The sequence below is a fragment of the Streptomyces sp. NPDC090445 genome (genome assembly GCF_044769385.1).
Taxonomy (GTDB): domain Bacteria; phylum Actinomycetota; class Actinomycetes; order Streptomycetales; family Streptomycetaceae; genus Streptomyces.
Genome location: NZ_JBIVXV010000033.1, coordinates 13,051 through 35,786 on the forward strand (window position 1 = coordinate 13,051; position 22,736 = coordinate 35,786).

Consider the following 22,736-nt stretch of genomic DNA (forward strand, 5'->3'; position numbering starts at 1 on the left):
GTGGACCCCGGCTGCGCACTTTGGTAAGCCGGGGCGGTCGACGTCTGCTCAAGAGCGGCTCGACGCGCGCTCAGGGCAGGGCGCTCGACACGTGCTCAGGGCAGGGCGTTCGACGTGTTCAGGGCGGCGGGGGTGCCTGACGCGGTCCAGCCGTTCTTGAGTGCGGTGCTGCAGTGTCCGTGCGATGAGGATCCTTTTCATCACCGGCGGGAGTCCGGCGACGGTCTTCGCGCTGGCCCCGCTCGCGTCGGCGGCCCGTCTCGCCGGCCACCGCGTGCTCGTCGCCTCCCCCGAGGACATGACCCCGTACGTCACCGGCACCGGGCTGCCCGCCGTGCCCGTCACCGACGGAACCATGCGCCGGTTCATGTTCGAGGACCGGGCCGGGCGGCCGCTCGGCATCCCCGCGGACCCGCAGGAGCGGATCCGCTTCAACGGCGAGGGCTTCGGCAGGCTCGCCGCCGCCACCCTGCCCGTGCTGCGCGCCCTCGCCGCCGACTGGGGGCCGGACCTCGTCGTCGGGGGATCCCTGTGCTACGCGGCCCCGCTGATCGCCCATGAGCTGGGCGTGCCGTGGGTACGGCACACCTGGGACCTCGGCGAACCGCCGGAAATGGACGCCGGGGCCGCGACCGAACTCGCGGCCGAGCTCGCCGCCGTCGGCCTGCACGCACTGCCCGTACCCCGGCTCTGGGTCGACATCTGCCCGCCCGGCCTGCGCGCCCCGGAGCTCGCACCGGGCCCGCGGCAGTCGATGCGGTTCGTCCCGTACAACCTCCGGCGGCCGCTGGAGCCGTGGATGCTGCGCCCCGCGGGACGCCCCCGGGTATGCGTCACCGCGGGCAGCCGGGTCGCCGGGCAGGACGAGGTGGCCGAGCTGACGGAGCTCGCCCGGACCGTCGAAGGCCTGGACGGGGAGCTGGTGGTCGCCGCCCCGCAGGAGGTCGCGGCGGAGCTGACGCAGGCGGTGCCGGGAGTGCGGGCGGGCTGGTTCGCGCTGGACAGCCTGCTGGCCACCTGCGACCTGATCGTGCACCACGGCGGCGGCCAGACCGCGATGACCGCCCTGCACGCGGGAGTCCCGCAGCTGCTCGTACCCACGATCCCGAAGATGCTCCCGCCGTGCCGGCGGATCGCGGACCGGCGGGCGGGCCTGGTCCTGCCGGAGGGCGACCAGTCCACCGCCGCGATCGCGGCGGCCGCCGCCGAACTCCTGGCCGACCCGGAGTACCGGGCCGGGGCCGCCGACGTCGCGGCGGAGATCGCCGCCCAGCCGGGCCCGGCCCGGGTGGTGGCCGAGCTGGAGGCGCTGGCGGGGGAGGGCGGCATGGCGCGGTAGCGCCCTGGTGGGCGGCGGGGGACGCGATTCGGGCGCCCCGGACGCGGTGTCCGAGGGACGTTCTAGGGTCGACGCATGACCGATCCGACGCATGCCCCCTCCCTCCTGCCCCTGAACGCCTTCGCGACGTGGGCGCCGCTGCTGCGCGGGTGGGCGGACGGGGCCGAGCCGGGCGGTGAGGACGGGGTCGTGCACCTGGCCGGAGCCATAGGCAGAGACGGCTGGAGGGCGTCGTCCGCGGTCCGTCCGCGCGGGCGGACTTCGGCTGCGGAGCGCGAGGCCGTCGAACGCGTGCGCGGCGCCCTCGCGGCGGCCGGCGTCGAGTCCGTCACGTTCTCCGCCCGGATCACCCCTTCCGGGCAGGTGCGGCTGAGGGTGATGGGACCCAGCCCCGCCGTCGAGTCAGGTCCGGCGGGCGGCGGAACGCTGCTGCTGGCCGAGGGCGCCGTGCCCGAGCCCTGGCGGCGGCTGCCCGATCCGGCTCCGGACGCGCCTCCCGCCCCGTCGGCGGATCCGGTGGCGCTGGAACAACTGCTGCGCGAACGGCTTCCCGGCGCCATCGGGGCCGGCGACGAGGAGATCGCCGCCGCCGAGGCGCGACTCGGCGTGACGCTCCCCGACGAGTTGAAGGCCCTCTACCGCGTCGTGCCGGGCCGGTGGGACGACTGGACGGGCGCCGACCGGCAGGACGAGGACACCGGGGCGCGGGACGTGGCGGACGAAACCGTCGGCTGCGAACTCTTCGCACTGGACGACCTGTACATCGCCGACGCGGCGTCCCGGCCGGCCCCTTGGAGGTTTGCGGCCTGCGAGGCGGTCGTCACCCCGCCCGACGCCGCGGTCCAGGGCCTCGTCGGCTCGCCCGGCTGGATCGTGTTCGGCGACAACGGCGGCGGCGACCGGCTCGCGGTCGACCTGACCCCGGGGCCCGCCGGCCACGTCGGACAGATCGTGCTGCTGGGGCACGAGTCGTACATCGGCGCCGGGCTGATCGCCGATTCGCTCACCGACCTGGTGCACAGACAGAAGCCACGTCGCACCCGTACCTCCCGCAGCCGGGACGAGCGGCCGGCCGTGGCCCACGTCAACGTGGCGCACCTGAGAAGCATCGAGGCCGCCGCGCACCCGGGGCTGGAGGTGCTCTGCGTCGGGGTGTGGGACGAACCGCCGGTCGACCTCGCCCCCGTGACCGGGCTTCCGCGCCTGCGCACCCTCACGGCCTACCCGGGCACCCTTGCCGACCCCCGACAGATCGGCGGGCTCACCGGGCTGGAGTACCTCGAACTCGGGCCGGAGGAATGGCGGATCCTGCTGGACGCGGGAGCCGTTCCGCGCGGCCTGGCGGCCGCCGGCATCACCACGCACGGCGTGGGCGTGCGCGACCACGGGCAGCCGGTGGACCTCTCCAACGAGATCCTGGCCCTGTACGGCCGCCCGCCGATCGTCCGGACCGTCATCGCCGGCGATCTCGGACCGGTGCCGTTCGCCTGACCGGCCCCCGGCCTGGTTCCTGAACGCCGAGACCAACCACCTCGGCGGCCGTCCGAGCGGGGTGTCCGTACTCGGGGTCCCCCGGCTGGACCCGGACCGGCATGCAGGCGCCAGCCGTCAGCGCTCCTCGAGCGTGACTCTGCCCCGTGGGCCCCGCCCTACCCGCCCGCCCCACCCCCCGCCGCGACCGCGGCCACGGTTCGCTCCAGGGCCTCGTCCAGCGGGGTGCGGGCTTGCCAGCCGGTGGTGGTTGCGAACGCCGACGGGTCCACCTCAAGACTGCGGAAGTCGGTTGCGTCCGCGTGCGGTGGCGGGGCCACGGACACCACCGGCACCGGGTCGGCCCCCGTGGACCGGGAGACGGCCCGCGCCACCGCCCGGAACACCTCGCCCAGCGGCTGCGCCCGCCCAGTGCCGATGAGGTAGTGCCGGCCGTTGAGGGCGTCGGCGTGTGCCAGGGCCGCTGCGAACGCCCGGGCGGCGTCATCCACGTACAGCAGATCACGGCGGACCGTGCCGTCGTGCCACATCGTGAGCGGCTCCCCGGCCAGCGCCCGCCGGATCATGGTGGACACCACGCCGCGGTCCTCGGCGGTCGGGGCCGGCGGCCCGTACACGGGCGGCAGCCGGAGGCTGACCGCCCGGGCCAGACCCGCCTCGGCGGCCTCCTTCAGCAGCGACTCCGCGGCGTGCTTCTGGCGGTCGTAGACGCCCTCGGGGCGGTCCGGCTCCGATCCGTCGATGCGCTCGACGGCGACCCGGCCCACCTGGGTGTTGCTGCCCGGGAAGACGACCACGGGCGGGCGACGCGTGGAGTCGGAGTCGGAGTCGGACGGCCGGTCGGCGAGTACGGCGACCAGGTCCCGGATCAGGCCCACGTTGACCCGCTCCGCCTCCGTGTCGTCCTCGGACAGCCGCCACCCGGACGCCCCGCGGATCCGCGCGGTGAACGGCAGCACCGCGTCGGCGCCGGCCACCGCCCGGGCCAGGGCGCCCGGTTCGGTCAGGTCGGCGGCGACCACCTCCACGCGCCCCGCGAGCCGGTCCGGCAGCCGAACCGGCCGCCGGGACACGGCCCGCACCCGGACGCCGGGGGTGTCGGCCAGCGTCCGGACCACGGCGGAGCCGATGAACCCGGACGCCCCCAGGACGACGACCTGCTGCGGCGCACTCATCGTCCGCCCCCGCCCCCGGCCGCCCAGCCCGCCCCGCAGTCGGCGTACTGCGGCAGCAGCCCGCCCTCGCGGGCGGCGGCCAGCGTCGGCGCCGACCGGTCGCGCTCGGACAGCACCCACTCGACTCCTGACGGCAGGTCCGGGCCGAGCTCCAGGCCGAGCTCCGGGTCGAGCGGGTGCACGGCGCGCTCCCGGTCGGCCCGGTAGGCCGCGGACAGCAGGTAGACCATCACGGTGTCGTCCTCCAGCGCGGCGAACAGGTGCCCCACGCCCGGCGGCAGGTACAGGGCGGTGCCCGCCTCCGGGTCCAGTTCCACCTGCTCGCTCCGCCCGTACGTGGGCGAGCCGATCCGGACGTCGACGACGACGTCGAGCGCCCGCCCGCCCGCGCACACCACGTACTTGGCCATGGACCCCGGGGTGGCCGTGAAGTGCACCCCGCGCACGACTCCGCGGCGGGAGACGCTCGTGCTGACCTGGGCGACCGGGAACAGCGGCCGGCCGAGCGCCTCGCCGAACGGGGCCTCCTGGTGTGGGGAGCGGAACGAGCCGCGCTCGTCGTGGAAGACCTCCGGCTCGAAGGCGTACGCGCCGTCGACGCCCAGTTCGCGGACTTTCACGCGGCACCGCCGGGGCGGGCGGCGACGAACAGGCCGGGGCCGAACAGCTCGTGCCGGACGTACTCGGGCTCCAGCCCCGCCCGGCGGAACGCCGCCTCGTACTCGGCCTGCTCGAACAGGGTCATCACATGCGTGTCGGTGAAGTGCTCGACGCCCGTCTCGGGGGCGGCGACGGTGTAGTGCACCTCCATGCGGCTGCAGCGGCCCTCGCGGACGGTGTGGGAGACGCGGGCGATGGTCCGCCCGTCGGCCCTGACCACGTCGGCGCCCACCCAGCCGGGCAGGAAGTTGTGCGGGAACCACCAGGGTTCGACGACGAGCACGCCACCGGGTGCGAGGTGGTCGGCCAGGTTGCGTACGGCCGCGTCCAGGTCGTCGGTGGTGGCGAGGTAGCCGACCGAGCTGAACATGCAGGTGACGGCGGAGAAGGTGCGGCCGAGCCGGAAGTCGCGCATGTCGCCCTGGACCAGCGGGGTGCCGGGGCTGTTCCGGGCGGCGACGGCGAGCATCTCGGCGGACAGGTCGACGCCGACGGCGTCGGTGAAGGAGCCGGTGAGCTCGGCCAGGTGCGCGCCGGTGCCGCAGGCGACGTCCAGCAGCGACCCGGAAGACGATGAGGCCGGCGACCCGGCCGCGCCGCGCTGTGCGACGAGATCGCGGACGGCGGCCGCCTCGGCCCGGTAGTCCTTGCCGCGGCCGCGGTAGAAGTCGTGGTAGACGTCGGCGCGGCGGTAGATGAGGGTGGCGGTGTCCGCGGCGGTGTCCGCGGCGGTGTCCACAGTGGTGTCCGCGGCGATGTCCGCGATGGTGCCAGGCATGGTGGATGGACCTCCTTCGGTGGGGCGGCTAGAGCGCGCGGGTCGTGGTCGTGAGGACGTCGCGGAGCGCGTCGATGACCTTGTCCTGGAGGGGCTCCGGCAGTGACGGGTACATGGGCAGCGAGAAGATCTCCCCGGCCAGCTTCTCGGTGACGGGCAGGGAGCCCGCCGGCACGCCGAGGTGGGCGAAGCCGCGCATGGTGTGGACCGGCCACGGATAGCTGATGTTCAGCGCGATGTCGTGGCGTTCCTTCAGCACCCGGATGATCTCGTCGCGGCGCGGGTGGCGGACGACGTACACGTAGTAGACGTGCTCGTTGCCGGGGGTGACGGCCGGCAGGGTCAGCCCGTCCGGCCCGCACAGGTCCGCGAGTCCCTCGGCGTAGCGGCGGGCGATCCGTCGGCGGTCGGCGATGTAGGCGTCGAGCCGGGTCAGTTTGCGGCGGAGGATCTCGGCCTGGACCTCGTCGAGGCGGCTGTTGTGCCCGGGGGTCTGCTCGACGTGGTAGACCTCCTCCATGCCGTAGTAGCGGAGTCGGCGCAGGGTGCGGTAGGTGTCGGCGGAGGCGGTCAGGACGGCGCCGCCGTCGCCGTACGCGCCGAGGACCTTGGTGGGGTAGAAGGAGAAGGCGGCGGCGTCGCTCGTCGTGCCGGCGAGCCGGCCGTTGCGGCGGGCGCCGTGGGCCTGCGCGCAGTCCTCGACGATGGCCAGCCCGTGCTTGCGGGCGAGGCGCTGCAGCGGCTCCATGTCGACGCACTGGCCGTAGAGGTGGACGGGCAGGAGTGCCTTCGTCCGCGGGGTGATCGCGGCTTCGACCTGGTCGGTGTCCATGAGGTGGTCCTCGGCGCGGACGTCCACGAACACGGGGACGGCGCCGGCCCCGTCGATGGCGACGACGGTGGGGGCGGCGGTGTTGGAGACGGTGATGACCTCGTCGCCGCGGCCGATGCCGAGGGATTCCAGGGCGAGTTTCACCGCGTTGGTGCCGTTGTCGACGCCGACGCAGTGCGCGAGGCCGTGGTAGGCGGCGAACTCGTCCTCGAAGCCGCGCACGCTCTCGCCCAGCACCAGCCTGCCGCTGGAGAAGACCTGCTGCACGGCGTCGAGGATGTCCTCCCGTTCCGCCGCGTACTCGGGTAGGTAGTCCCAGACGTGGGTGGTCACTCGTCGTCCTCCTTGTGGAAGCCCGCGAACGTCAGCAGGCTTCTGGCCTCGACGTTCAGGTGGTTGCCGTATCTGACGAAGTCGGTGAGCTGGCGCAGGGTGACCCAGGCGTAGTCGTCGGGGACCTCCAGCGGGAAGCCGTCCTCGACCTCGACGAGCAGGTAGCGGTTCTGCGCGTGGTAGAAGCGGCCACCCTCCTCGGAGTGCACGCGGTCGAAGCGGATCCGCTCCGGCGGCGCTTCGAGCACCTCGGACAGGAACGCCGGCCTGCGGTCCTCGGGCAGCCCGCGGTAGTTGTCGGGCTGGCACTGCACGGTGGGCGCCATCTCCACGGCGTCGAAGGCGCCCGTCTCGACCCGGGCCTGCACCAGCGCGTGCAGTACGCCGCCGATGCGGCGGACCAGGAACGCGATGATGCCCTGGCTGCGTGGCTCGAACATGGGCTGCTGCCAGCGCGCGACCTCGCGGCTGTCGGCCTCGACGGACACCCCGATGACGGCGAAGTGCTGGTCCTGGTCGTGGACGAGGGCGCCGTCGCGCAGGCCCCAGCCGTCGACCTTGGTCAGCGGGATCTGCTGCCGGGCCAGGGTGCAGCGGTTCTTGGCCTCGGTGAACCAGCTGAGCAGGTGGGTGGTGTCGTGCAGGGCGATGCCTGCGGACTCCCAGGAGCGGGCCAGCGCACCGCGGAAGGTGTCCGCGACGAGGTCGGCGCTGCGGTCCCGCCACGAGGCGGCGCCGGCCAGCACCGTGCGGGTGTCCATGTTGACCAGGTTGGGTTCGTGCAGCAGCCGGGCGATCTGCTCGAAGTCCAGCCAGCAGAAGTCGTCCAGCAGCGGGACGTCCACGTCCCCGTCCACCTGGACGATCATGTTGCGGTTGCGCTTGGCCAGGAACCAGGACGCCTGCTCCGACTGGAGTACGTCGGACAGGATCCGGCCGGAGCGCGGGGCGGTGAAGTACTCCAGGTAGGGCACGGACCTGCCGCCGTGCGCACCGGTGAAGTTGCTGCGGGTGGCCTGCACCGTCGGGGACAGCTGCAGGCCGTTGACGTTGCCCGGCTCCATCTTGACCTGGAGCAGGAAGTGCAGGACGCCGGCGAACTCCTTGACCAGGATGCCGAGGACGCCCTGTTCGGGCTGGACGATGATCGGCTGCTGCCAGGAGTCCACCTCCCGGCCGGAGTTCCTGATGTCCAGGCCCTCGACGGTGAAGAACCGCCCGGTGCGGTGGACGATGTTGCCGGTGTCCGGGTCCGTGCGCCAGCCGTCGAGCGCTTCGAGGGGGACCCGGTCCACCCGGTACCCGTGGGCACGGCAGCGCCGCGCGTACCACTCGTGGAATTCGGCTATGTCGGAGAACAAGCTGCCACCTCCCGTACAGAAAGGCCCCTCCCGTTCCGGCATGGGGAACATGACTTTCTGAGGAGAACATCCTTTGTGCGGAATCGCATGGCGACGATACTGCCAGACAATTTCCGGCACAGTCACCCCGCCGCGGGCGCCGTATTTCAGGCGCGAGCGGAAAGCGACCCGTATTCGAGCCGGGCCCGAGCAGTGGCCGGATCATCACAGGTCGAAGCCGGCGGCCTGGCCGGGGCGGCCGCTCTCCCCGCACGCGAAGGACGGATGACAGTGCAGCAATTTCACCGGGCAGGGACGGCCGGGACGGCCGGGGCCGTGCTCTCCAAGGGCGCGTTCGCCGAACAGACGCTCTCCGAGAGCGCGTCCGCCGAGGGCGTGCTCGCCGAACACACGCTGGCCGAGGGCGCGTTCGTCGAGAGCGCGTTCGCCGAGGTCGCCCGCGCCTTCGAGGAGAACTTCGCCGCCGGCGAGGAGGTCGGCGCGGCCGTGTGCGTCTACCACCGCGGGCGGCCCGTGGTGGACCTGTGGGGCGGCTGGGCCGACCCCGACCGTACGGACCCCTGGCGGGCCGAGACCCTGGGCGTCCTCGCCTCGCCGACGAAGGCGCTGGTCACGGCGGCTTTCCTGCACCTCGCGGAGCGGGACGGCCTGGACCTGGACGAGCCCGTCGCCGAGGTGTGGCCCGAGTTCGCCGCGCACGGCAAGGCCGGCATCACCCCGCGCATGATCCTCTCCCACCGTTCCGGGGTGGTCTGCCTCGACCACGCCCCGCTGACGCTCGCGGCGCTGCGCGCCCACACGCCGGTGGCCGAGGCGCTCGCGGCGGCCCGGCCCGAGTGGGAGCCCGGCACCGCGCACGGCTACCACGCCACCACCTACGGGCACCTGCTGAGCGAGCTGATCAGGCGCCGCACCGGGCTGCCCGCCGGCCGCTACTTCGCCCGCCACCTCGCCGGGCCGCTCGGCCTGGACGCCCACATCGGCCTGCCCGGCGGCTCCGGCGCGCACCTCGCCACCATGCTGGAGTCCAAGGCCGAGGCCCTCATGGCCGGCGCCGACCCGGGCGAGGTCGAGGAGCTGCGCGAGCCCAGCACCCTCACCTACCGGGCGACCATCGGCAGCATGTCCCAGGACCCGGCCGACCCGGCCGTCGAGGACCCCTCGTACGGCGGGCTGGCCAGTGCGCACGCCCTGGCCCGGCTGTTCGCCGCCCTGGTCGGCGAGGTGGACGGCATCCGGCTGATCGGCCCCGAGCGCACCGCCGAACTGGCCCGCCCGCACTCCGACGGCCCCTGCAAGGTCATGCTGACGCCGCTCACCTGGGGCCTGGGCGTGCAGCTGGCGGACAGTGCGGTGTTCCCGGCCGACGCCGGACTGAAGAATTCCTTCGGGCTGAGCGGCGCGAACGGCGTCTTCACTTTCGCCGATCCCGAGCGCGAGCTCGCATTCGGATACGTACCCAATATGGGGTCCTCGGTCATGGGCAGTATGGACGGCCGAATCCGCCGACTCGTGGAGGCGGTTTTCCGCAGCGCCGACCGAATTCAGTGAACGGGGCCGTTCCCCGTCGAAAAAAGGAGTCGCAGATGCGGATCCTGTTCCCGGCAGCGCCGGGATACGGGCTGATGCTGCCGCTCGTTCCGCTCGTCTGGGCGGCGCGGGCGGCGGGCCATGAAGTACTCGTCGCCACCACCGCCCACATGGCGAAGGTGGCGGCCTGGGCGGGCGCGCCGGTCGTCGACGTGTTCCCCGGACGGGACATCGGCGAGGACCTGGTGGGCGGCCCGCCCGAACCGGTCCCGGGGAGCGACCCGGCTCCCGGCACCGATCCGGCCCCCGGGGCCGACCCCGGTCCCGGTCCCGGGGCCGGCCCCGGAGCAGGCACGGATGACGGGGTCCCCGAGGGGTACTGGGAACTCGCCCGCGCCATGCGGCCGTTCGACCTGTTCACCCTGGCCATGACCCGGGGCACGATCGACGCCGGCCGGGACTTCGGCGCGGACCTCGTCGTCCACTGCTCCGACCACCAGGCGGGCCGACTGGCCGCGCTGGCCCTGGGCGTGCCCGCCCTGGAGGTCGGCAACCGGGTGTCCTGGTCGATGCGCGACCCGGACATACGCGAGACCGCGCGGCACAACCACCGCATGGGCATCGTCCCGGACGACAACCCGGTGGTGCTCCGGCTGCGCGAGGAACTGGGCCTCGGCGACCGGGAGCCCGTCCTCCTCGGCCGGGTGGACCCGCGCGCCCCCAGCCTCGGCGGCCTGGAGCACGAGGAGCCCGATCCGCGCGACGGCGTCCCCTGGCTGCCGATGCGCTACGTGCCGTACAACGGGGGCGGGGTGCTCCCGGACTGGGCGCTGCGCGCGCCGGGCAGGCCCCGGATCTGCCTCACGCTGGGCACGGTCGCGCCCCTGCTGCCGGGCGGCGCCGAGGCGCTGCGGCTGCTGGTGGAGGCCCTCGCCGGGCTGGACGCGGAGGTGGTCCTCGCCGACGACGAGACCGACCTGAGCGCCCTCGGCCCGCTGCCCGGCAACCTGATCCCGGCCGGCTTCGTCCCGCTCTCCGGGATCCTGCGGGACTGCGACCTCGTGGTCCACCACGGCGGATCGGGCACCACCGCGACCGCCCTGCACTACGGGGTGCCGCAGCTGGTGGTCCCCAGCGGCGCGGACAACGAGCTGTGCGCCCGCCGCGTGGTGGACCGCGGCGTGGGTCTGGCCGTGGCGCCGCAGGAGCTCGACGCCGCCGGGATCGCGGAGGCCGCCGGCCGGCTGCTCGCGGACGCGTCCTTCCGGCACGCGGCGGACGAGGTCCGGCGCGAGATGGCCGGGCAGCCGACCCCGGCCGCGGTGATCGACCGGATCGCTGCGGCGATGGCCGTCTGACGGCACGCACGGAACGCGCGCGCACGGAAGCGGGCGGGACTCCTCCACCGGGAGTCCCGCCCGCTTCCGTATGCCCGTGCCGGTTTCCGTACGCCGCGTCAGGCGTCGCGTACGCCCGACAGGTCCAGCGCGGCCATCGCCCGCTCCAGGATCGCGATGCGCTCGTCGAGCCCGACGGCCACCGCGGAGATCATGACGCTGAGCGTGGTGACGCCCGCCTTCGCGTACCCGCGCATCCGCTCGGCGACCCGGTCCACCGGCCCGACCAGCGCGGTGCGGTCCACGAACCCGGCCGGCACCGCCCGGGCCGCCCCCGCCCGGTCCCCCTCGGCGGCCAGCCTCCCCACCTCGGCGGCCTCGGCACCGAAGCCCATGCGGGTGGCGAGCGCGATGTAGAAGTTCCGCTCCGGCGCGCCGATGCCCATCAGGTACGCGTAATGGGCCCGCAGGAGGTCCACGCAGGCGTCGGTGTCCTCGCCGATCGCGGTGGCCAGGCACGGCATCACGTCGAAGCCGGCCAGCGGCCGTCCGGCCCGTTCGCGGCCCGCCGCGATGTGCGCCACGGACTCGGCGACCTGGTCGGGGGCGGCGAACACGCCGATCCAGCCGTCGGCGATCTCGCCCGCCAGGGCGAGGTTCCGCGGCCCGACCGCGCCCAGGTAGACGGGTACGGGAGCCCCGGCCGGCTCGGTGATCACATGCAGCGGGGCCGCGCCGGAGCCGGAGGAGGGGAGCCGGTAGTGCCGGCCCTCGTAGCGCACCGGCTCGCCCGTCAGCGCCTGCCGGACGATCTCCACGTACTCCCGGGTCCGGCCCAGCGGCTCCGCGAAGGGAACTCCGTACCAGCCCTCGGACACGTCGGGGTTGGACACCCCGAGCCCCAGCCGGAACCGGCCGCCGGACAGCGACTGCAGGGTCGCGGCGGTCAGGGCGGCCAGTGCCGGGCTGCGGGCGGGTATCTGCATCACGGCGGACCCCAGGGCGATCCGCTCGGTCCGCCCGGCCACCAGGCCGAGCACGCTGGCGGCGTCCGAGCGGTAGCCCTCGGGCGCGAGTGCCACGTCGTAGCCCAGCCGCTCGGCCGCGACGGCGAGTTCCGCGGCGCCCTGGTAGCTCAGGTTCACGCCGAGTTTCACGGTGTCGTCGCCCTCATCTGTCGCCTCCTCAACTGTCTCCTCCTCATCTGTCTCCTCCTTCGGTACCGGTGCGTGCGGATGGGGATACGGATCCGTTCAGGTCAGATCAGCAGGTGTGCGCCGCCGTCGGCGAGGACGACCTCGCCGGTGGTGTAGGCGGACCGGTGCAGGCCCACCACGAGTTCGGCGATGTCTTCCGGGGTGCCGGTGCGGCGCAGCGGCACGGCCTGCCGCACGCGCTCGCGGATCTCGGTGAACGTCTCCGTCCACGGGGTGTCGACGAGGCCGGGCGCGATGGCGTTGACGCGGACGCCGGGGCCGACGGCGCCGGCCAGCAGCCGGGTCATGTGGTTGACGGCGGCCTTGCTGACGGCGTACGGGATGGAGCTGCCGGCCGGCCTGACCCCGGCGACGGAGGAGATGTTGACGATGTGGCCGGCTCCCGACGCGCGGAGCAGCGGCATGGCGGCGGCGGACGTCTGCCAGGTGCCGACCACGTTGACGCCGAGGATGTCCTGCCACACCTCCGCGGTGGCCGCGTCGAGGTCGGTGTGGGGGATGGCGCGGGTCACGCCGGCGTTGTTGACGAGCAGGTCGAGTACGCCGAACTCCTCGGCGACCTCGTCCAGCAGCTGCCGTACCTGGCCGGCGTCGGAGATGTCGGCCTGTACGAACCGGGCGTCGGGCAGCGACTCGGCGAGCCGGCGGCCCGCGTCGGCGCTGCGCGCCGCGTTGACGACCACCGTCATTTCCTCGGCGGAGAGTCTGCGGGCGATGGCCGCGCCGATCCCGGACGACGAACCGGTGACCAGGGCGACGAGCTTGCGGCTGTGGGGCATGGCGGGGGTGCTCCCTTCGGGGGGCGTCACGGTCGCGGTGCGGGGCGGCGGCTCAGCACGGCATGTGCTGGTCGTGCTCGACGCGGCGGGAGCGGTTGCGCACCACGCCGTCCTCGATCGCCAGTACGTCGCGGACCAGGCAGCTGGGGCCGACGACCGGCTCCTTGACGCCCGGCCGGACGGTCAGGACCAGTGCGTAGAAGACGGCGTCGAAGGAGCCGTCCTCGCGCGGGCTGAGGTCGATCATGTTGAACCAGTGCCGCCGCTGCACCGGGTCGTCGGCGAACCGCTCGTGGAAGGCGTGCAGTTCGGCGACGATCCCGGCCGGGGTGCGGGCCGGGGGCATCCCCGGAGTGTGCTGGAACTCGCCGTCCTCGGTGAAGGTCGCGGCGTACTCCTCGAACTTCCCGCTGTCGAGGAACTGGACCTGGCGGGCGTAGTGCTGCCCGACCGCGGCGTAGAGGTCGGCGAAGGTGCTGCCGGCGGACGTCATCGGGAACTCCAGGGGGGCTCGGGGCTCGGGTACGTACGGCTGACCCGGGCGGCCGGACCCACACGGGGTGGGCCCGGCCGCCCGGGAGCGCGATCCTGCGAGGCGGCCCTCAAGAGCGGCTAGAGGGCCGTGCGGGGTGGCCCTCGAAAGCCGCTGGAGGCGGTGCGGTTCGGGTGTCAGGCGTGGCAGGCGAGGGGCGCCCCGCGGTAGGCGGTCATCTCCCGGAAGAGGGTGTCCATCTCCGCGATCACGGCCCGCATGTCCAGTGCCTCGCCGTGGGCCCGGTCCGCCTCCTCGGCGAAGGCGCGGTGCAGGTTGGGGACGATCCGCTCCGGATCCAGCAGCCCGGCGAACGGGCCGAGGTCCGCCTCCCGGGCCACCTCCCACGGGGTGAGCCCGGCGGCCGCCCCGTCCCGGGCCAGCTCCTGCACCCAGCGCAGGTACGCCTCCGTGGCGTCGAGCACCTCGGTCCCGCCGACCGCGCCGTGCCCCGCCACGACGACGGCCGGGTCCAGCGCCCGCATCCGCTCGACGGCCCGCAGCGATCCGGCCACCGATCCCATCGGCAGGAACGGCGTCACCCCGGACATGACCACGTCCCCGGTGAACAGCACCCGCCGCTCGGGCACCCACACGGCGGTGTCGTTGGTGCTGTGCGCGACCCCGAGATGGAGGAGCCGGGCCGTCAGCCCGCCCACGTGCAGGGTCAGTTCGTCCCGGTAGGTGGCGTGGGGCAGCACCAGCTCGATGTCGCCCCACTCGACCTCCGGCCACAGCCCGGTCAGGTGCAGGCCCGCCGCGGCCATCTCGCGCCGCGTCTCGTGGTGCGCGTACACCACCGCCTCGGGGAACACGAAGTTGCCGAAGGTGTGGTCCCCGTGCGAGTGCGTGTTGACCACCGCGTACGGGACCGGCCGGCCGTCGGCCAGTGCCGCCGCGCGCAGCCGGCGGGCCCGGGCCTCGGTGGCCGCCGTGTCGACGAGTACGGCCTGGCCGTCCGAGACGACGATTCCCGCGTTGTTCACGCACCAGCTGCCGTCGGGCTGGACGTAGGCGAACACCCCGTCCGCGACCTCGCTCAGCACACCGCTCATGTCAGCACGTAGTCGCGCAGCGACAGGTTGGCGGTGTTCGACAGCAGCTCCCGGTGGAGGCTCTGCAGCCGGCCGGACGGCTCCACGCCCAGCTCCCTGATCAGCGCCTGCCGGAGCCCGCGGAAGACCTCAAGGGCGCGCCAGCCCGCTCCCGAGCGCTGGTAGGCGATCATGAGGCATGCGGCCAGCTTCTCGTGCAGCGGGTGCTCCTCGACGAGTTTGCGCAGTTCCGGAATGAGAGCGGCGCTCTTGCCGAGCCAAAGGTCCGCGAGAATGCGTTGTTCCAGAACTCGCATACGGGCTTCGTTCAAGCCCATCAGTTCCATGGAGAGAATGCGGCCGACGGGTACGTCCATCAATGCCGGGCCGCGCCACAATGCCAGCGCCTGGTGCAGGTATTTCGATGCGCCGGCCGCGTCGCCGCGTTCCAGCGCGTTATCGCCGGAGCTGGCGAGTGACTCGAATTCGACGAGGTCGAAGGATTTCGGCTTGACCGTGAGCTGGTATCCGTTGAAGCGGGTGGCCAGCAGGTCCTTGGGGGTGCTCCCGGTTCCTTCCGGAAGCGTTTCCACGATCAGTCTCCGCAGGTGGAGGACGTAGGTCTGGAGGGTGGTCATCCCGCTGCGAGGGATGTCCTCGCCCCACACCTCCTCCATCAGGGTCGGTACCTGGACGACCCTGCCGCAGCGGAGGGCGAGCAGGGCGAGCAGCTGCCGCGGCTTCCCCGCGGTGGGCACGATGGACTGGCCGTTGAATTCGACGGCCAACGGCCCGAGCACGCTGATATCAGCGAACGGAAGGGACTCAGGCGGTCGGTAGGAACCCGTTGACACGATATAAACCCCCGATGAAGAGAGCAGATCGGCCCACTGATGGCCAGTCGGCCGGATGCCTATCGGAGGTTACGACTCCCACAACCCAAGATCAAGCAAAGTTCAACGGCAGGACTAGCATGTGCGAACGCCGTGCGACGGGCCGATTCACGCGATCGGCCGAGGTTGTGATACCGCGCGTGAGTACGGTGCTCAGGCCGCCCGCACAAGCGCGGCGGACCGGATCCGATAACCGGGCCGTAGGCGGGCGCGGAAAGTTTGTCAAATGCAGCTGTGAGATGTCCCACTCACCCGGGCAGCCCGTCCCAGTGGCCCGTCCCAGTGGCCCGTCCCAGTGGCCCGTCCGGTGGCCGGAAGGCGGCTCTAGCACCCCTGTAGCGGAGTTGTAGCCCCGCTGTACTGCCGTCCGATCGGTACGGCCGACCCTTGCCGCCCGCACACACCGTGAGGAGAGCCGACCGATGCCCCAGCAGACCCCGTCAGCACCCGGACCGGCCCGCGCGGCGCTCGACGCCGTGACCGCTCTCGCAGCGCAGCGCGCCGAGGCAGCCGAAGCCGCCCGCTCCCTTGACCCGGACGTCGTGCGGGCGCTGCGCGACGCGGGCTTCGCCCGCCACTTCGTCCCGGCCGCGCACGGCGGCTCCGAGGGCGGCTTCACCGAGATCGTCGGCGCGGTCGCCGAGATCGGCGCCGCCTGCCCTGCCACCGCCTGGTCCGCCTCCATCGCCCTCAGCCTGTCCCGGATGGCCGGGTTCCTGCCCGAGCAGGGCCGCAAGGAGATCTGGCAGGACGGCCCGGACACCCTGGTCGTCGGCTCCGTCTCGCCCAAGGGCCGGGCCCTGCCGAAGGACAGCGGCTGGCGGCTGACCGGAACCTGGCCGTACGTCAGCGTCGTCGAGCACGCGGACCGGGCCCTGCTGCTCGGCCTGGCCAAGCGCCCGGACGGCCCGGCCGAGCGGCGGCTGTTCGCGGTGCCCCGTTCCGCCTTCCGCATCGAGCGGACCTGGTCCGACATCGGGATGCGGGCCACCGGCAGCCACACCCTGAGCGTCGACGACGTCTACGTGCCCGAGGAACTGACCTTCCCCGCGGACGACCTGACGGCCGGCCGGGCCCCCGCCGGCACCGGTCCCGGCCAGGGCGTGCCGCTCGCCGCCGTGAACGGGCTGTTCTTCTGCCTGCCGATGCTCGGCGCCGCGCAGGGCGCGCTCGCGCACTGGTCGGCGTACGCAGCCGACCGGATACGGGACGAACGGCCGGGGCAGCCCGGGCCCGGCCGCTCCTTCTACGAGGAGACGCTGGCCCGGTCCGCGGGCGAGATCGATGCCGCCCGCCTGCTGCTGGAGCGCATCGCGGCGGTGGCCGACTCCGGCCGGGAGATCACCGCGCTGGAGACCGCCCGCGCCCAGCGGGACTGCGCGCTGGTGGCCGACCTGCTGGTCGCGGCCGTGGACCGGCTGTTCCGGGCCTCCGGGACGGCCGGGCACAGCGAGGACTCGCCGCTGCAGAGACTGTGGCGGGACGTGCACTCGGCCGCCGGGCACATCGTGCTGCAGTTCGGACCGAACGCCGCCGCGTACGCAGCCCGAGCCCTGGACACGGGCAGCGGCGGCGGGGCCTCGTAGCGCTGCTCCGTCGGCCGTCGCCGACGGCACGACGGACGGTCCGGCGGGGGTCGCCGCGGCCGCGTCCGGCACCGCGGCCTCCGCCGTGCGGCCGGCGGGGCCGTGCGGTGTTCAGCGGCGCTCCCAGGAGGTGCAGTCGCGCAGACCGTCCGGGGACTCTCCCGTCGGGCCGGGGCAGGGACGAGGGGTTTCATCCGGAGGGGAAACGCGTTCCCACGTGGCCGGACCCGACGGCGGACCGTCCGCGTCCTCCAGGTACAGCGTGAGCGCTGCGCTCGCCAACACCAGGGCCAGCCACCCCGCCCCCACCCGGCGCCAGGCCTGCCGCGACATCGCTCCACCTCTCCGTGCCCCTCACCCCACGGGCACGCAAGCCCCTCCCCTGGCGTGCCCGTCTCCACCTTCCGATGCCCGGCCGGGCCGTCAGGCGGCCGCCGGCGGGCCGGGCGGAAAGGGGATCTCGGAGAGCAGCGGCAGCAGCGACTCCTCCTCGTAGTCGAGGTGGGCGTTCAGCTCCTGCGACATCCGCGCCAGCTCCTTGCGGAACTGCTCCGGGTCCGCGCCGGCGATGTCGGCGAGCAGCCCGCTGAGCTCCTTCTGCAGCCGCGAGACCGTGACGTGCTCGGTCCGCAGCCGCGCGAAGACGTCCTTCAGGTGCGGGTTCGCGGCCTCCATCGCGGGGAACATGTGGGCGTCCTCGCCGACGTGGTGGATCTCCAGCGTCTGGCAGAACGCCAGGCAGTGCTGGCGGATCTGCAGCCCCAGCCCCGGCGCCGGCCGGTCGCCCTCGCCCCCGTGGGCGGGCAGCGAGTCGAAGTACGCGTCCACCTCGGCCGTGACGTGCCGCAACTGCCCGCGCAGCCACACGTGCACCTCGACGAGCTTGTCCGCCAGGCTGCGCACCTCGGCCGGCCCCTCACCCGGAGCCGGGTCGTTCTTCTCCAGCACCACCACGGGCAGGATCCGCGTCGTGTTCTGCTGGTACTCGCCGTATCCCGGCTCCGCGCCCACCACGTGCTCGAACAGGCTGTTCCGGCGCTCGCCCTCGGCCGGCACGGCGACCGCCTCGAAGTGCTCGGTGCCGACCTCCACCTGGACCAGGGGGTTCGCGAGCACGTTGTGGTACCAGTCGGGGTGCTTGGGCCCGCCCATGTTGGAGCCGATCACCAGCAGCTGGTCGCCGTGGCGCACGTAGCCGAGCGGAACGGTGCGCTCGGCACCGGATTTGGCGCCCGTCGTGGTGAGCAGCAGCAGGTCGCTGCCCTCGAAGTAGCCGCCGACCTTTCCCTGGTTGGCGCGGAACTCGTCGATGACGGACTGGTTGAAGGACATGCGGGTTCGTCTCCCTCGGTGGTGGGCGGGGCGGTGGTGTGAAAGGGGGAAGGCGCGATGGGCGAGCAGGAGGACGCCTGCGACACGTGATGCATGACGCGTGACGGATGACGCGTGACGCGAACGCGAACGGAAGCAGGAACGGAAACGGGCACGTACGCGGCGGCCCGGCAGACCCGGGCGGGCGGCGGTACGGAACCCGCGCACGGCGGGGAAGCGGCGCGAAGGCGCCGGGATCAGGCAGTGCCTGTGATGAGAGATCGCATGGGACGGTCCCCGATGTCAGGTGGTCGCCCGGTCGCCGGCCGGCCCAGTTCTCTTTGGCCGGCGCCACGCGCCACAGATCCCATTAGTACGACCGCCCCCGGGATCTTGTCAACGCGGCCCCAGCCGCTCTCCGGCGGGATTCGAGCGGTCCTCCGGCGGGACTCCGGAGACTGCCCCGACCATCAGGCGCACGTACGAGACACACCAACAGGGGGACGGGATGCACCGCACGGCCATGGCACGACGGCGGTTTCTCGGCATAGGCGCGGCCATCGGCGGCACCGCACTGCTCGGCACGGTCGGCAGCGGCCCGGCGTCCGCCGCCGGGCGCGGGCGCCGGGCCGTATGGCCGGATGTGATCCATCTGCCGAACGGCTTCCACCCGGCCGGCATCGGCATCGGGCCCGCCCCGTACGCGTACTTCGGGTCGCTGCTCGGCGGGGCGGTTTACCGGGCGTCGCTGCTCACCGGCGAGGGCAAGGTGATCAACCAGGGGCTGGGCGAGGGCCACTACGCGGTCGGCCTGCAGGTGGACGACCGGCAGCGCGTGTTCGTCGCCGGCGGCTGGGGCCGTCTGATCACCGTCATCGACGGGATCACCGGGCAGGTCATCCAAACGTACGAGGTCGGCAACGCCGACACCTTCGTCGACCACGTCGTCCTCACCCCGGGCGCGGCCTGGTTCACGGACTCCTTCAGCGGGCAGCTCTTCGGGCTGCCGCTCGGCCCGCGCGGCGAACTCCCGGCGCGCGACGCCGTGGTGACCCTGCGCCTGGGCGGGGAGTGGGCGCAGGGCCCGTCGGACGGGCTCACCGCCACCGGCATCGCGGCCACCCCGGACGGCTCCGCACTGCTCGTGGTCAACATCCACGCCCACGGCGGCAGCCTGTTCCGGGTGGATCCGGCCACCGGTGCCGCCCGCCGGGTCGACCTGGGCGGGGTCACGCTGCCGACCACCAACGGCATCCTGGTGCGCGGCCGCACCCTCTACGCGCCCGGCATGTCCGACCTCGCCGTCCTCCGCCTCGACCCGACGGGGCACAACGCCCGCCTGGTCCGGACGGTCACCGACCCGCGCTTCGAGACCCCCTGCGCGGCCGCCGTCCACGGCAACCGCCTCTACCTGCCCAACTCCCGCTTCCCGCAACCGCCGGCCCCGGAGATCCCGTACAACGCGGTGGCCCTGACGCTGCCGTTGTAGCGGGGGGCGGGGGAGCGGGGCGGAGCCTGCCGGGTAATGACCCAATCAGTCCTTCACCCCTATACTTCGGCCTATGCAGTCCATCACGATCAGGCGTGCCACGGCGCACGACGCCGAGGTTCTCACCGCGCTGGTGCAGGGGTCCGGCGCGTACCGGGGGCAGTACGCCGCGATCATCACCGACTACCGGGTCACCGCCGAGTACATCGACCGGCACCGGGTCTTCGCGGCGGTCGACGCGACCGGCCGGGTCCTCGGCTTCTACGCCCTGGTGCTGGAACCGGCCGAACTGGACCTGGCGTTCGTGTCGGACGAGGCGCAGGGGACGGGGGTCGGCCGGCTCCTGGTGGAGCACATGATCGGCCAGGCCCGGCAGGCGGGCCTGGCCCACGTCCGCGTCGTGTCGCACCCTCCGGCCGAGCAGTTCTACCGGCGCCTCGGCGCCGAGCCGGTGGGGACGGTTCCTCCCGCACCGCCGAAGGTGACCTGGGAGCGCCCGGAACTGCGCTTCGCCACAGGCGTCACGGGCGCCACAGGCGTTACGGGCGCCACAGGCGTTACGGGCGCCACAGGCGTTACGGGCGCTACAGGCGTTACGGGCGCTACAGGCGTTACGGGCATCACCTAACCGATGCCGGTCTCCAGGCCGCGCAGCAGGGCCTCCAGGCCGAAGGCGAACGTGTCCTCGGGGGCCTCGTTGTACTCCGCGGCCTGGGTGTCGAAGCGGCTCTGCAGCCGCGGCAGCCCGCTCGCGGCCTCGATCGCCTTGGCCATCGTCTCCTGGAGGACCTCCTCCGGGTCGCCGCCGTCGCGGCTGATCTTCCGGCTGAGGGAGGCGGTGGCGGAGGCGCCCAGCGCGTTCCCGAGTACGTACGTGAACACGCTCGCCGCGGCCCGGTCGGCCGCCGGCCCGCTGAACCCGGCCGCCTCGAACACGGCGAGGGTGTGGTCGTCGTGGCGGGCCTTCCGGGGCCCGTAGAAGAGGTGGTAGCCGAAGGCCTGCACGAGCCACGGGTGCCGGGTGAGCATCGCGTGCAGGCTGAGGGCCATGCGGGTCGCCGCCGTACGCCAGTCGACCGCGTCCAGGTCGGGCAGCTCGATCTCGTCCCACACCTGGTCGCCGACGAGCAGCACCAGGTCGTCCTTGTTCTTGACGTGCCAGTAGACCGCCGTCGCCGCGGCGCCGAGCCGTTTGCCGAGGCTGCGCATGTTGAGGCCTTCCAGCCCCTCCTCGTCGAGCAGCTCGATCGCGGTCCGGATGATCTGGTCCTTGGTCAGGGTTTCGCGCGCCATGGGGCTCACGATAGGCAACGAAACCCGTCCTGCACAAAGTTCAGGAACACCCGGGGTCCACGTCAGGAACGCCCCGCCCCAGCCACAGCCTCAGGCCCCGCCCCAGCCGCCGTCCCCCGGGAGGCCCGCGCCACGACCAGGAGCAACACCCCGCAGCCCGCCACCAGCCCCCACCCCGGACGCGACGCCGCCGCGAGCCCGCCCGGACCGGCGCCCGCGACCAGGCCCCCCGCGAGGGCGATGCCGACCGCCGAGCCGACCTGCCGCGCGGTGGAGGTCACGGCCCCGGCGACCCCGGCACGGGACTTCGGCAGCCCGCCGACCGCGGTGTCGGTGAGCGGCGCGTTGGCGAAGCCGAATCCGATCCCGATCAGCAGGTAGGCGGCCAGGAGCAGCAGCACACTCGTGTCCTGACCCAGGTTCACCAGGCACAGCCCGCCCACCGCGGTGAACGCACCCGCCAGCACCAGCGGACGCCGCGGCCCCACCCGCCCCACCATGCTGCCGGACCACGGCGCGCACAGGGTCGCCCCCACCGCCATGGGCAGCGTCGCGCAGCCGGCCGCGAGCGGGGTCCAGCCGCGGGCGTGCTGCAGGTACAGGGTGGTGAGCAGCAGCGTCACGTTCAGCGCGACGAACACGGCCACTGCCCCCAGCACGGCCGCGGTGAAAGCCGGCCGCCGGAACAGCCCGAGGTCCATCAGCGGCTCCTCCCGCCGCAGCTCGACCCGTACGAAGGCCGCCGTCGCCGCCGCGGCCACGGCGTACCCGGCGAGGGCCGGTGCCGAGGTCCAGCCGATCCGGGGACCCTCGATCAGGAGCCCGACCGACACGCCCAGCGCCAGGGTGAGCAGCAGCTGCCCGAGCAGGTCGATCCGCCGGGCCCGCTGCCCGCGCGACTCCGGTACGAACACGGCGACCAGCACGAGCGCGGCGGCGATCACCGGCACGTTGATCCAGAACACCGACCGCCAGCCGAACGCCGCGACCAGCGCCCCGCCGGTCACCGGGCCCGCCGCCATGCTCAGCCCGAACACCGACGCCCACACGCCGATCGCCCGCGCCCGCTCCCTCGGATCGGGCATCGCGTTGACCACGATCGCCAGGGCCACCGGGCTCAGCATCGACGCCCCGACGCCCTGCAACGCCCGCGCCGCGACCAGGAAGCCGAGCGAGGGGGCGAGCGCGCAGGCCACCGAGGCCACGCCGAAGACGACCAGCCCGCACCGGAACACCCGGCGCCGCCCGAACCGGTCGGCGAGCGCACCGGACGCGATGAGGAGGCCGGCCAGGACTACCGTGTAGGCGTCCACGACCCACTCCAGGCTCCGGGTGTCCGCGCCGAGCCCGCGCCCGATCACGGGCAGGCCGACGTTGACGATGGTGGTGTCGAGGCCGACGAGGAACATGCTCAGCGCACAGACGGCCAACACCGTCCACCGCCGCCGCACACTCAATTCGGGTGGGGCAGGAGGTGCGGTACGGGCATCAGGAGCAGCCGGGTTTGCCGTGGTCACGGGTGGTCCGCCTTCCGGTCCGGGAGCAGATCAGGTGCCGCCCATGCTCGGACCGCGTGCCGGAACAGCCCACAAAACTTGCCGGAACCGCAAAACCGCCCCGCGGGTCGGCCGCGGGTCTTCAACCGTCCCCACCGGGATGGCGGATTTGAGATCCGCCCATTCGGGTGCTTGATCCCGCATGCACGCGAAACAAGACTTTCTGTCATGAAACTAACTGAAACCTGGCGCCAGCACTGGACGCAGGGG

The 22,736-nt window shown here is 73.3% G+C and carries 20 protein-coding genes; 7 read left to right on the forward strand and 13 right to left on the reverse strand.

The window, feature by feature from the left end; all coding sequences use genetic code 11:
- The first annotated feature begins 184 nt into the window (after positions 1 to 184).
- Together ACIQUT_RS35160 and ACIQUT_RS35165 are read left to right on the forward strand one after the other, a co-directional pair.
- Positions 185 to 1,339: a nucleotide disphospho-sugar-binding domain-containing protein gene (locus ACIQUT_RS35160; RefSeq protein ID WP_403569091.1), complete on the forward strand. Its 1,155-nt coding sequence runs from the start codon at positions 185 to 187 to the stop codon at positions 1,337 to 1,339.
- A 75-nt stretch (positions 1,340 to 1,414) separates the two neighbouring features.
- Positions 1,415 to 2,830, forward strand: a complete 1,416-nt coding sequence (locus ACIQUT_RS35165; RefSeq protein ID WP_403569093.1) for an SMI1/KNR4 family protein — start codon at positions 1,415 to 1,417, stop codon at positions 2,828 to 2,830.
- Positions 2,831 to 2,988: 158 nt separating this feature from the next.
- Here ACIQUT_RS35165 and ACIQUT_RS35170 read toward each other — a convergent pair whose 3' ends face one another.
- From ACIQUT_RS35170 to ACIQUT_RS35190, 5 genes are read right to left on the reverse strand one after another with little or no spacing between them, the layout of a single operon-like run.
- A complete protein-coding gene (locus ACIQUT_RS35170; RefSeq protein ID WP_403569095.1) occupies positions 2,989 to 4,005 on the reverse strand; it encodes an NAD-dependent epimerase/dehydratase in 1,017 nt (338 codons plus the stop codon).
- Positions 4,002 to 4,625 (reverse strand): dTDP-4-dehydrorhamnose 3,5-epimerase family protein, encoded by a 624-nt coding sequence (locus ACIQUT_RS35175; protein ID WP_403569097.1) that lies wholly within the window; start codon positions 4,623 to 4,625, stop codon positions 4,002 to 4,004. Before ACIQUT_RS35175 ends, ACIQUT_RS35170 begins: the two co-directional genes overlap by 4 nt.
- Positions 4,622 to 5,443 (reverse strand): class I SAM-dependent methyltransferase, encoded by an 822-nt coding sequence (locus tag ACIQUT_RS35180; RefSeq protein WP_403569098.1) that lies wholly within the window; start codon positions 5,441 to 5,443, stop codon positions 4,622 to 4,624. The genes ACIQUT_RS35175 and ACIQUT_RS35180 overlap by 4 nt, the downstream gene beginning before the upstream one ends.
- A 28-nt stretch (positions 5,444 to 5,471) precedes the next feature.
- Positions 5,472 to 6,608: a DegT/DnrJ/EryC1/StrS family aminotransferase gene (locus ACIQUT_RS35185; protein WP_403569100.1), complete on the reverse strand. Its 1,137-nt coding sequence runs from the start codon at positions 6,606 to 6,608 to the stop codon at positions 5,472 to 5,474.
- Entirely contained in the window at positions 6,605 to 7,969 is a 1,365-nt protein-coding gene (locus ACIQUT_RS35190) for an NDP-hexose 2,3-dehydratase family protein (protein ID WP_403569102.1), read from the reverse strand. Before ACIQUT_RS35190 ends, ACIQUT_RS35185 begins: the two co-directional genes overlap by 4 nt.
- A gap of 264 nt (positions 7,970 to 8,233) precedes the next feature.
- Between ACIQUT_RS35190 and ACIQUT_RS35195 the strand changes: the two genes are divergently transcribed.
- Both ACIQUT_RS35195 and ACIQUT_RS35200 read left to right on the forward strand, forming a co-directional pair.
- Positions 8,234 to 9,520 (forward strand): serine hydrolase domain-containing protein, encoded by a 1,287-nt coding sequence (locus ACIQUT_RS35195; protein ID WP_403569104.1) that lies wholly within the window; start codon positions 8,234 to 8,236, stop codon positions 9,518 to 9,520.
- Positions 9,521 to 9,555: 35 nt separating this feature from the next.
- Positions 9,556 to 10,857, forward strand: a complete 1,302-nt coding sequence (locus ACIQUT_RS35200) for a nucleotide disphospho-sugar-binding domain-containing protein (RefSeq protein WP_403569106.1) — start codon at positions 9,556 to 9,558, stop codon at positions 10,855 to 10,857.
- A 98-nt stretch (positions 10,858 to 10,955) separates the two neighbouring features.
- Here the strand turns inward: ACIQUT_RS35200 and ACIQUT_RS35205 are convergent, their stop codons facing one another.
- From ACIQUT_RS35205 to ACIQUT_RS35225, 5 genes are all read right to left on the reverse strand, one after another.
- Positions 10,956 to 11,993: an LLM class flavin-dependent oxidoreductase gene (locus ACIQUT_RS35205; RefSeq protein ID WP_403569108.1), complete on the reverse strand. Its 1,038-nt coding sequence runs from the start codon at positions 11,991 to 11,993 to the stop codon at positions 10,956 to 10,958.
- Between the two features lie 101 nt (positions 11,994 to 12,094).
- On the reverse strand, positions 12,095 to 12,832 hold the full coding sequence (locus ACIQUT_RS35210) for an SDR family NAD(P)-dependent oxidoreductase (RefSeq protein ID WP_403569110.1): 738 nt from the start codon (positions 12,830 to 12,832) through the stop codon (positions 12,095 to 12,097).
- 52 nt (positions 12,833 to 12,884) lie between these two features.
- Complete coding sequence (locus ACIQUT_RS35215; RefSeq protein WP_179175912.1) at positions 12,885 to 13,325, reverse strand: nuclear transport factor 2 family protein; 441 nt, start codon at positions 13,323 to 13,325, stop codon at positions 12,885 to 12,887.
- A 176-nt stretch (positions 13,326 to 13,501) separates the two neighbouring features.
- Positions 13,502 to 14,419, reverse strand: coding sequence for an MBL fold metallo-hydrolase (locus ACIQUT_RS35220; protein ID WP_403569112.1), 918 nt, complete (start codon positions 14,417 to 14,419; stop codon positions 13,502 to 13,504).
- Positions 14,416 to 15,186, reverse strand: a complete 771-nt coding sequence (locus ACIQUT_RS35225) for a BTAD domain-containing putative transcriptional regulator (protein WP_403569114.1) — start codon at positions 15,184 to 15,186, stop codon at positions 14,416 to 14,418. The genes ACIQUT_RS35220 and ACIQUT_RS35225 overlap by 4 nt, the downstream gene beginning before the upstream one ends.
- A gap of 527 nt (positions 15,187 to 15,713) precedes the next feature.
- Here ACIQUT_RS35225 and ACIQUT_RS35230 point away from each other — a divergent pair.
- The gene (locus ACIQUT_RS35230; RefSeq protein ID WP_403569116.1) at positions 15,714 to 16,877 is read left to right on the forward strand and encodes an acyl-CoA dehydrogenase family protein; all 1,164 of its coding nucleotides are present in this window, start codon (positions 15,714 to 15,716) and stop codon (positions 16,875 to 16,877) included.
- A gap of 423 nt (positions 16,878 to 17,300) precedes the next feature.
- On the opposite strand, the gene ACIQUT_RS35235 is transcribed toward ACIQUT_RS35230, so the two are convergent.
- Entirely contained in the window at positions 17,301 to 18,209 is a 909-nt protein-coding gene (locus ACIQUT_RS35235) for a nitroreductase/quinone reductase family protein (RefSeq protein ID WP_403569117.1), read from the reverse strand.
- Between the two features lie 487 nt (positions 18,210 to 18,696).
- Here ACIQUT_RS35235 and ACIQUT_RS35240 point away from each other — a divergent pair, with 487 nt between their 5' ends.
- Complete coding sequence (locus ACIQUT_RS35240) at positions 18,697 to 19,677, forward strand: superoxide dismutase (RefSeq protein ID WP_403569119.1); 981 nt, start codon at positions 18,697 to 18,699, stop codon at positions 19,675 to 19,677.
- 73 nt (positions 19,678 to 19,750) lie between these two features.
- Entirely contained in the window at positions 19,751 to 20,305 is a 555-nt protein-coding gene (locus ACIQUT_RS35245; RefSeq protein ID WP_403569121.1) for a GNAT family N-acetyltransferase, read from the forward strand.
- On the opposite strand, the gene ACIQUT_RS35250 is transcribed toward ACIQUT_RS35245, so the two are convergent.
- Complete coding sequence (locus ACIQUT_RS35250) at positions 20,302 to 20,970, reverse strand: TetR/AcrR family transcriptional regulator C-terminal domain-containing protein (RefSeq protein WP_403569123.1); 669 nt, start codon at positions 20,968 to 20,970, stop codon at positions 20,302 to 20,304. The two genes, ACIQUT_RS35245 and ACIQUT_RS35250, sit on opposite strands and share 4 nt — an antisense overlap.
- Before the next feature lie 62 nt (positions 20,971 to 21,032).
- The gene (locus ACIQUT_RS35255; RefSeq protein WP_403569125.1) at positions 21,033 to 22,403 is read right to left on the reverse strand and encodes an MFS transporter; all 1,371 of its coding nucleotides are present in this window, start codon (positions 22,401 to 22,403) and stop codon (positions 21,033 to 21,035) included.
- Positions 22,404 to 22,736: the final 333 nt, after the last annotated feature.

Coding starts and splice junctions, on each gene's coding strand:
- ACIQUT_RS35195 (WP_403569104.1), top strand. CDS start 8,234: ATGACAGTGCAGCAATTTCACCGGGCAGGGACGGCCGGGACGGCCGGG.
- ACIQUT_RS35215 (WP_179175912.1), bottom strand. CDS start 13,325: ATGACGTCCGCCGGCAGCACCTTCGCCGACCTCTACGCCGCGGTCGGG.
- ACIQUT_RS35165 (WP_403569093.1), top strand. CDS start 1,415: ATGACCGATCCGACGCATGCCCCCTCCCTCCTGCCCCTGAACGCCTTC.
- ACIQUT_RS35235 (WP_403569117.1), bottom strand. CDS start 18,209: ATGTCCTTCAACCAGTCCGTCATCGACGAGTTCCGCGCCAACCAGGGA.
- ACIQUT_RS35220 (WP_403569112.1), bottom strand. CDS start 14,419: ATGAGCGGTGTGCTGAGCGAGGTCGCGGACGGGGTGTTCGCCTACGTC.
- ACIQUT_RS35240 (WP_403569119.1), top strand. CDS start 18,697: ATGCACCGCACGGCCATGGCACGACGGCGGTTTCTCGGCATAGGCGCG.
- ACIQUT_RS35210 (WP_403569110.1), bottom strand. CDS start 12,832: ATGCCCCACAGCCGCAAGCTCGTCGCCCTGGTCACCGGTTCGTCGTCC.
- ACIQUT_RS35250 (WP_403569123.1), bottom strand. CDS start 20,970: ATGGCGCGCGAAACCCTGACCAAGGACCAGATCATCCGGACCGCGATC.
- ACIQUT_RS35245 (WP_403569121.1), top strand. CDS start 19,751: ATGCAGTCCATCACGATCAGGCGTGCCACGGCGCACGACGCCGAGGTT.
- ACIQUT_RS35200 (WP_403569106.1), top strand. CDS start 9,556: ATGCGGATCCTGTTCCCGGCAGCGCCGGGATACGGGCTGATGCTGCCG.
- ACIQUT_RS35170 (WP_403569095.1), bottom strand. CDS start 4,005: ATGAGTGCGCCGCAGCAGGTCGTCGTCCTGGGGGCGTCCGGGTTCATC.
- ACIQUT_RS35180 (WP_403569098.1), bottom strand. CDS start 5,443: ATGCCTGGCACCATCGCGGACATCGCCGCGGACACCACTGTGGACACC.
- ACIQUT_RS35230 (WP_403569116.1), top strand. CDS start 15,714: ATGCCCCAGCAGACCCCGTCAGCACCCGGACCGGCCCGCGCGGCGCTC.
- ACIQUT_RS35160 (WP_403569091.1), top strand. CDS start 185: ATGAGGATCCTTTTCATCACCGGCGGGAGTCCGGCGACGGTCTTCGCG.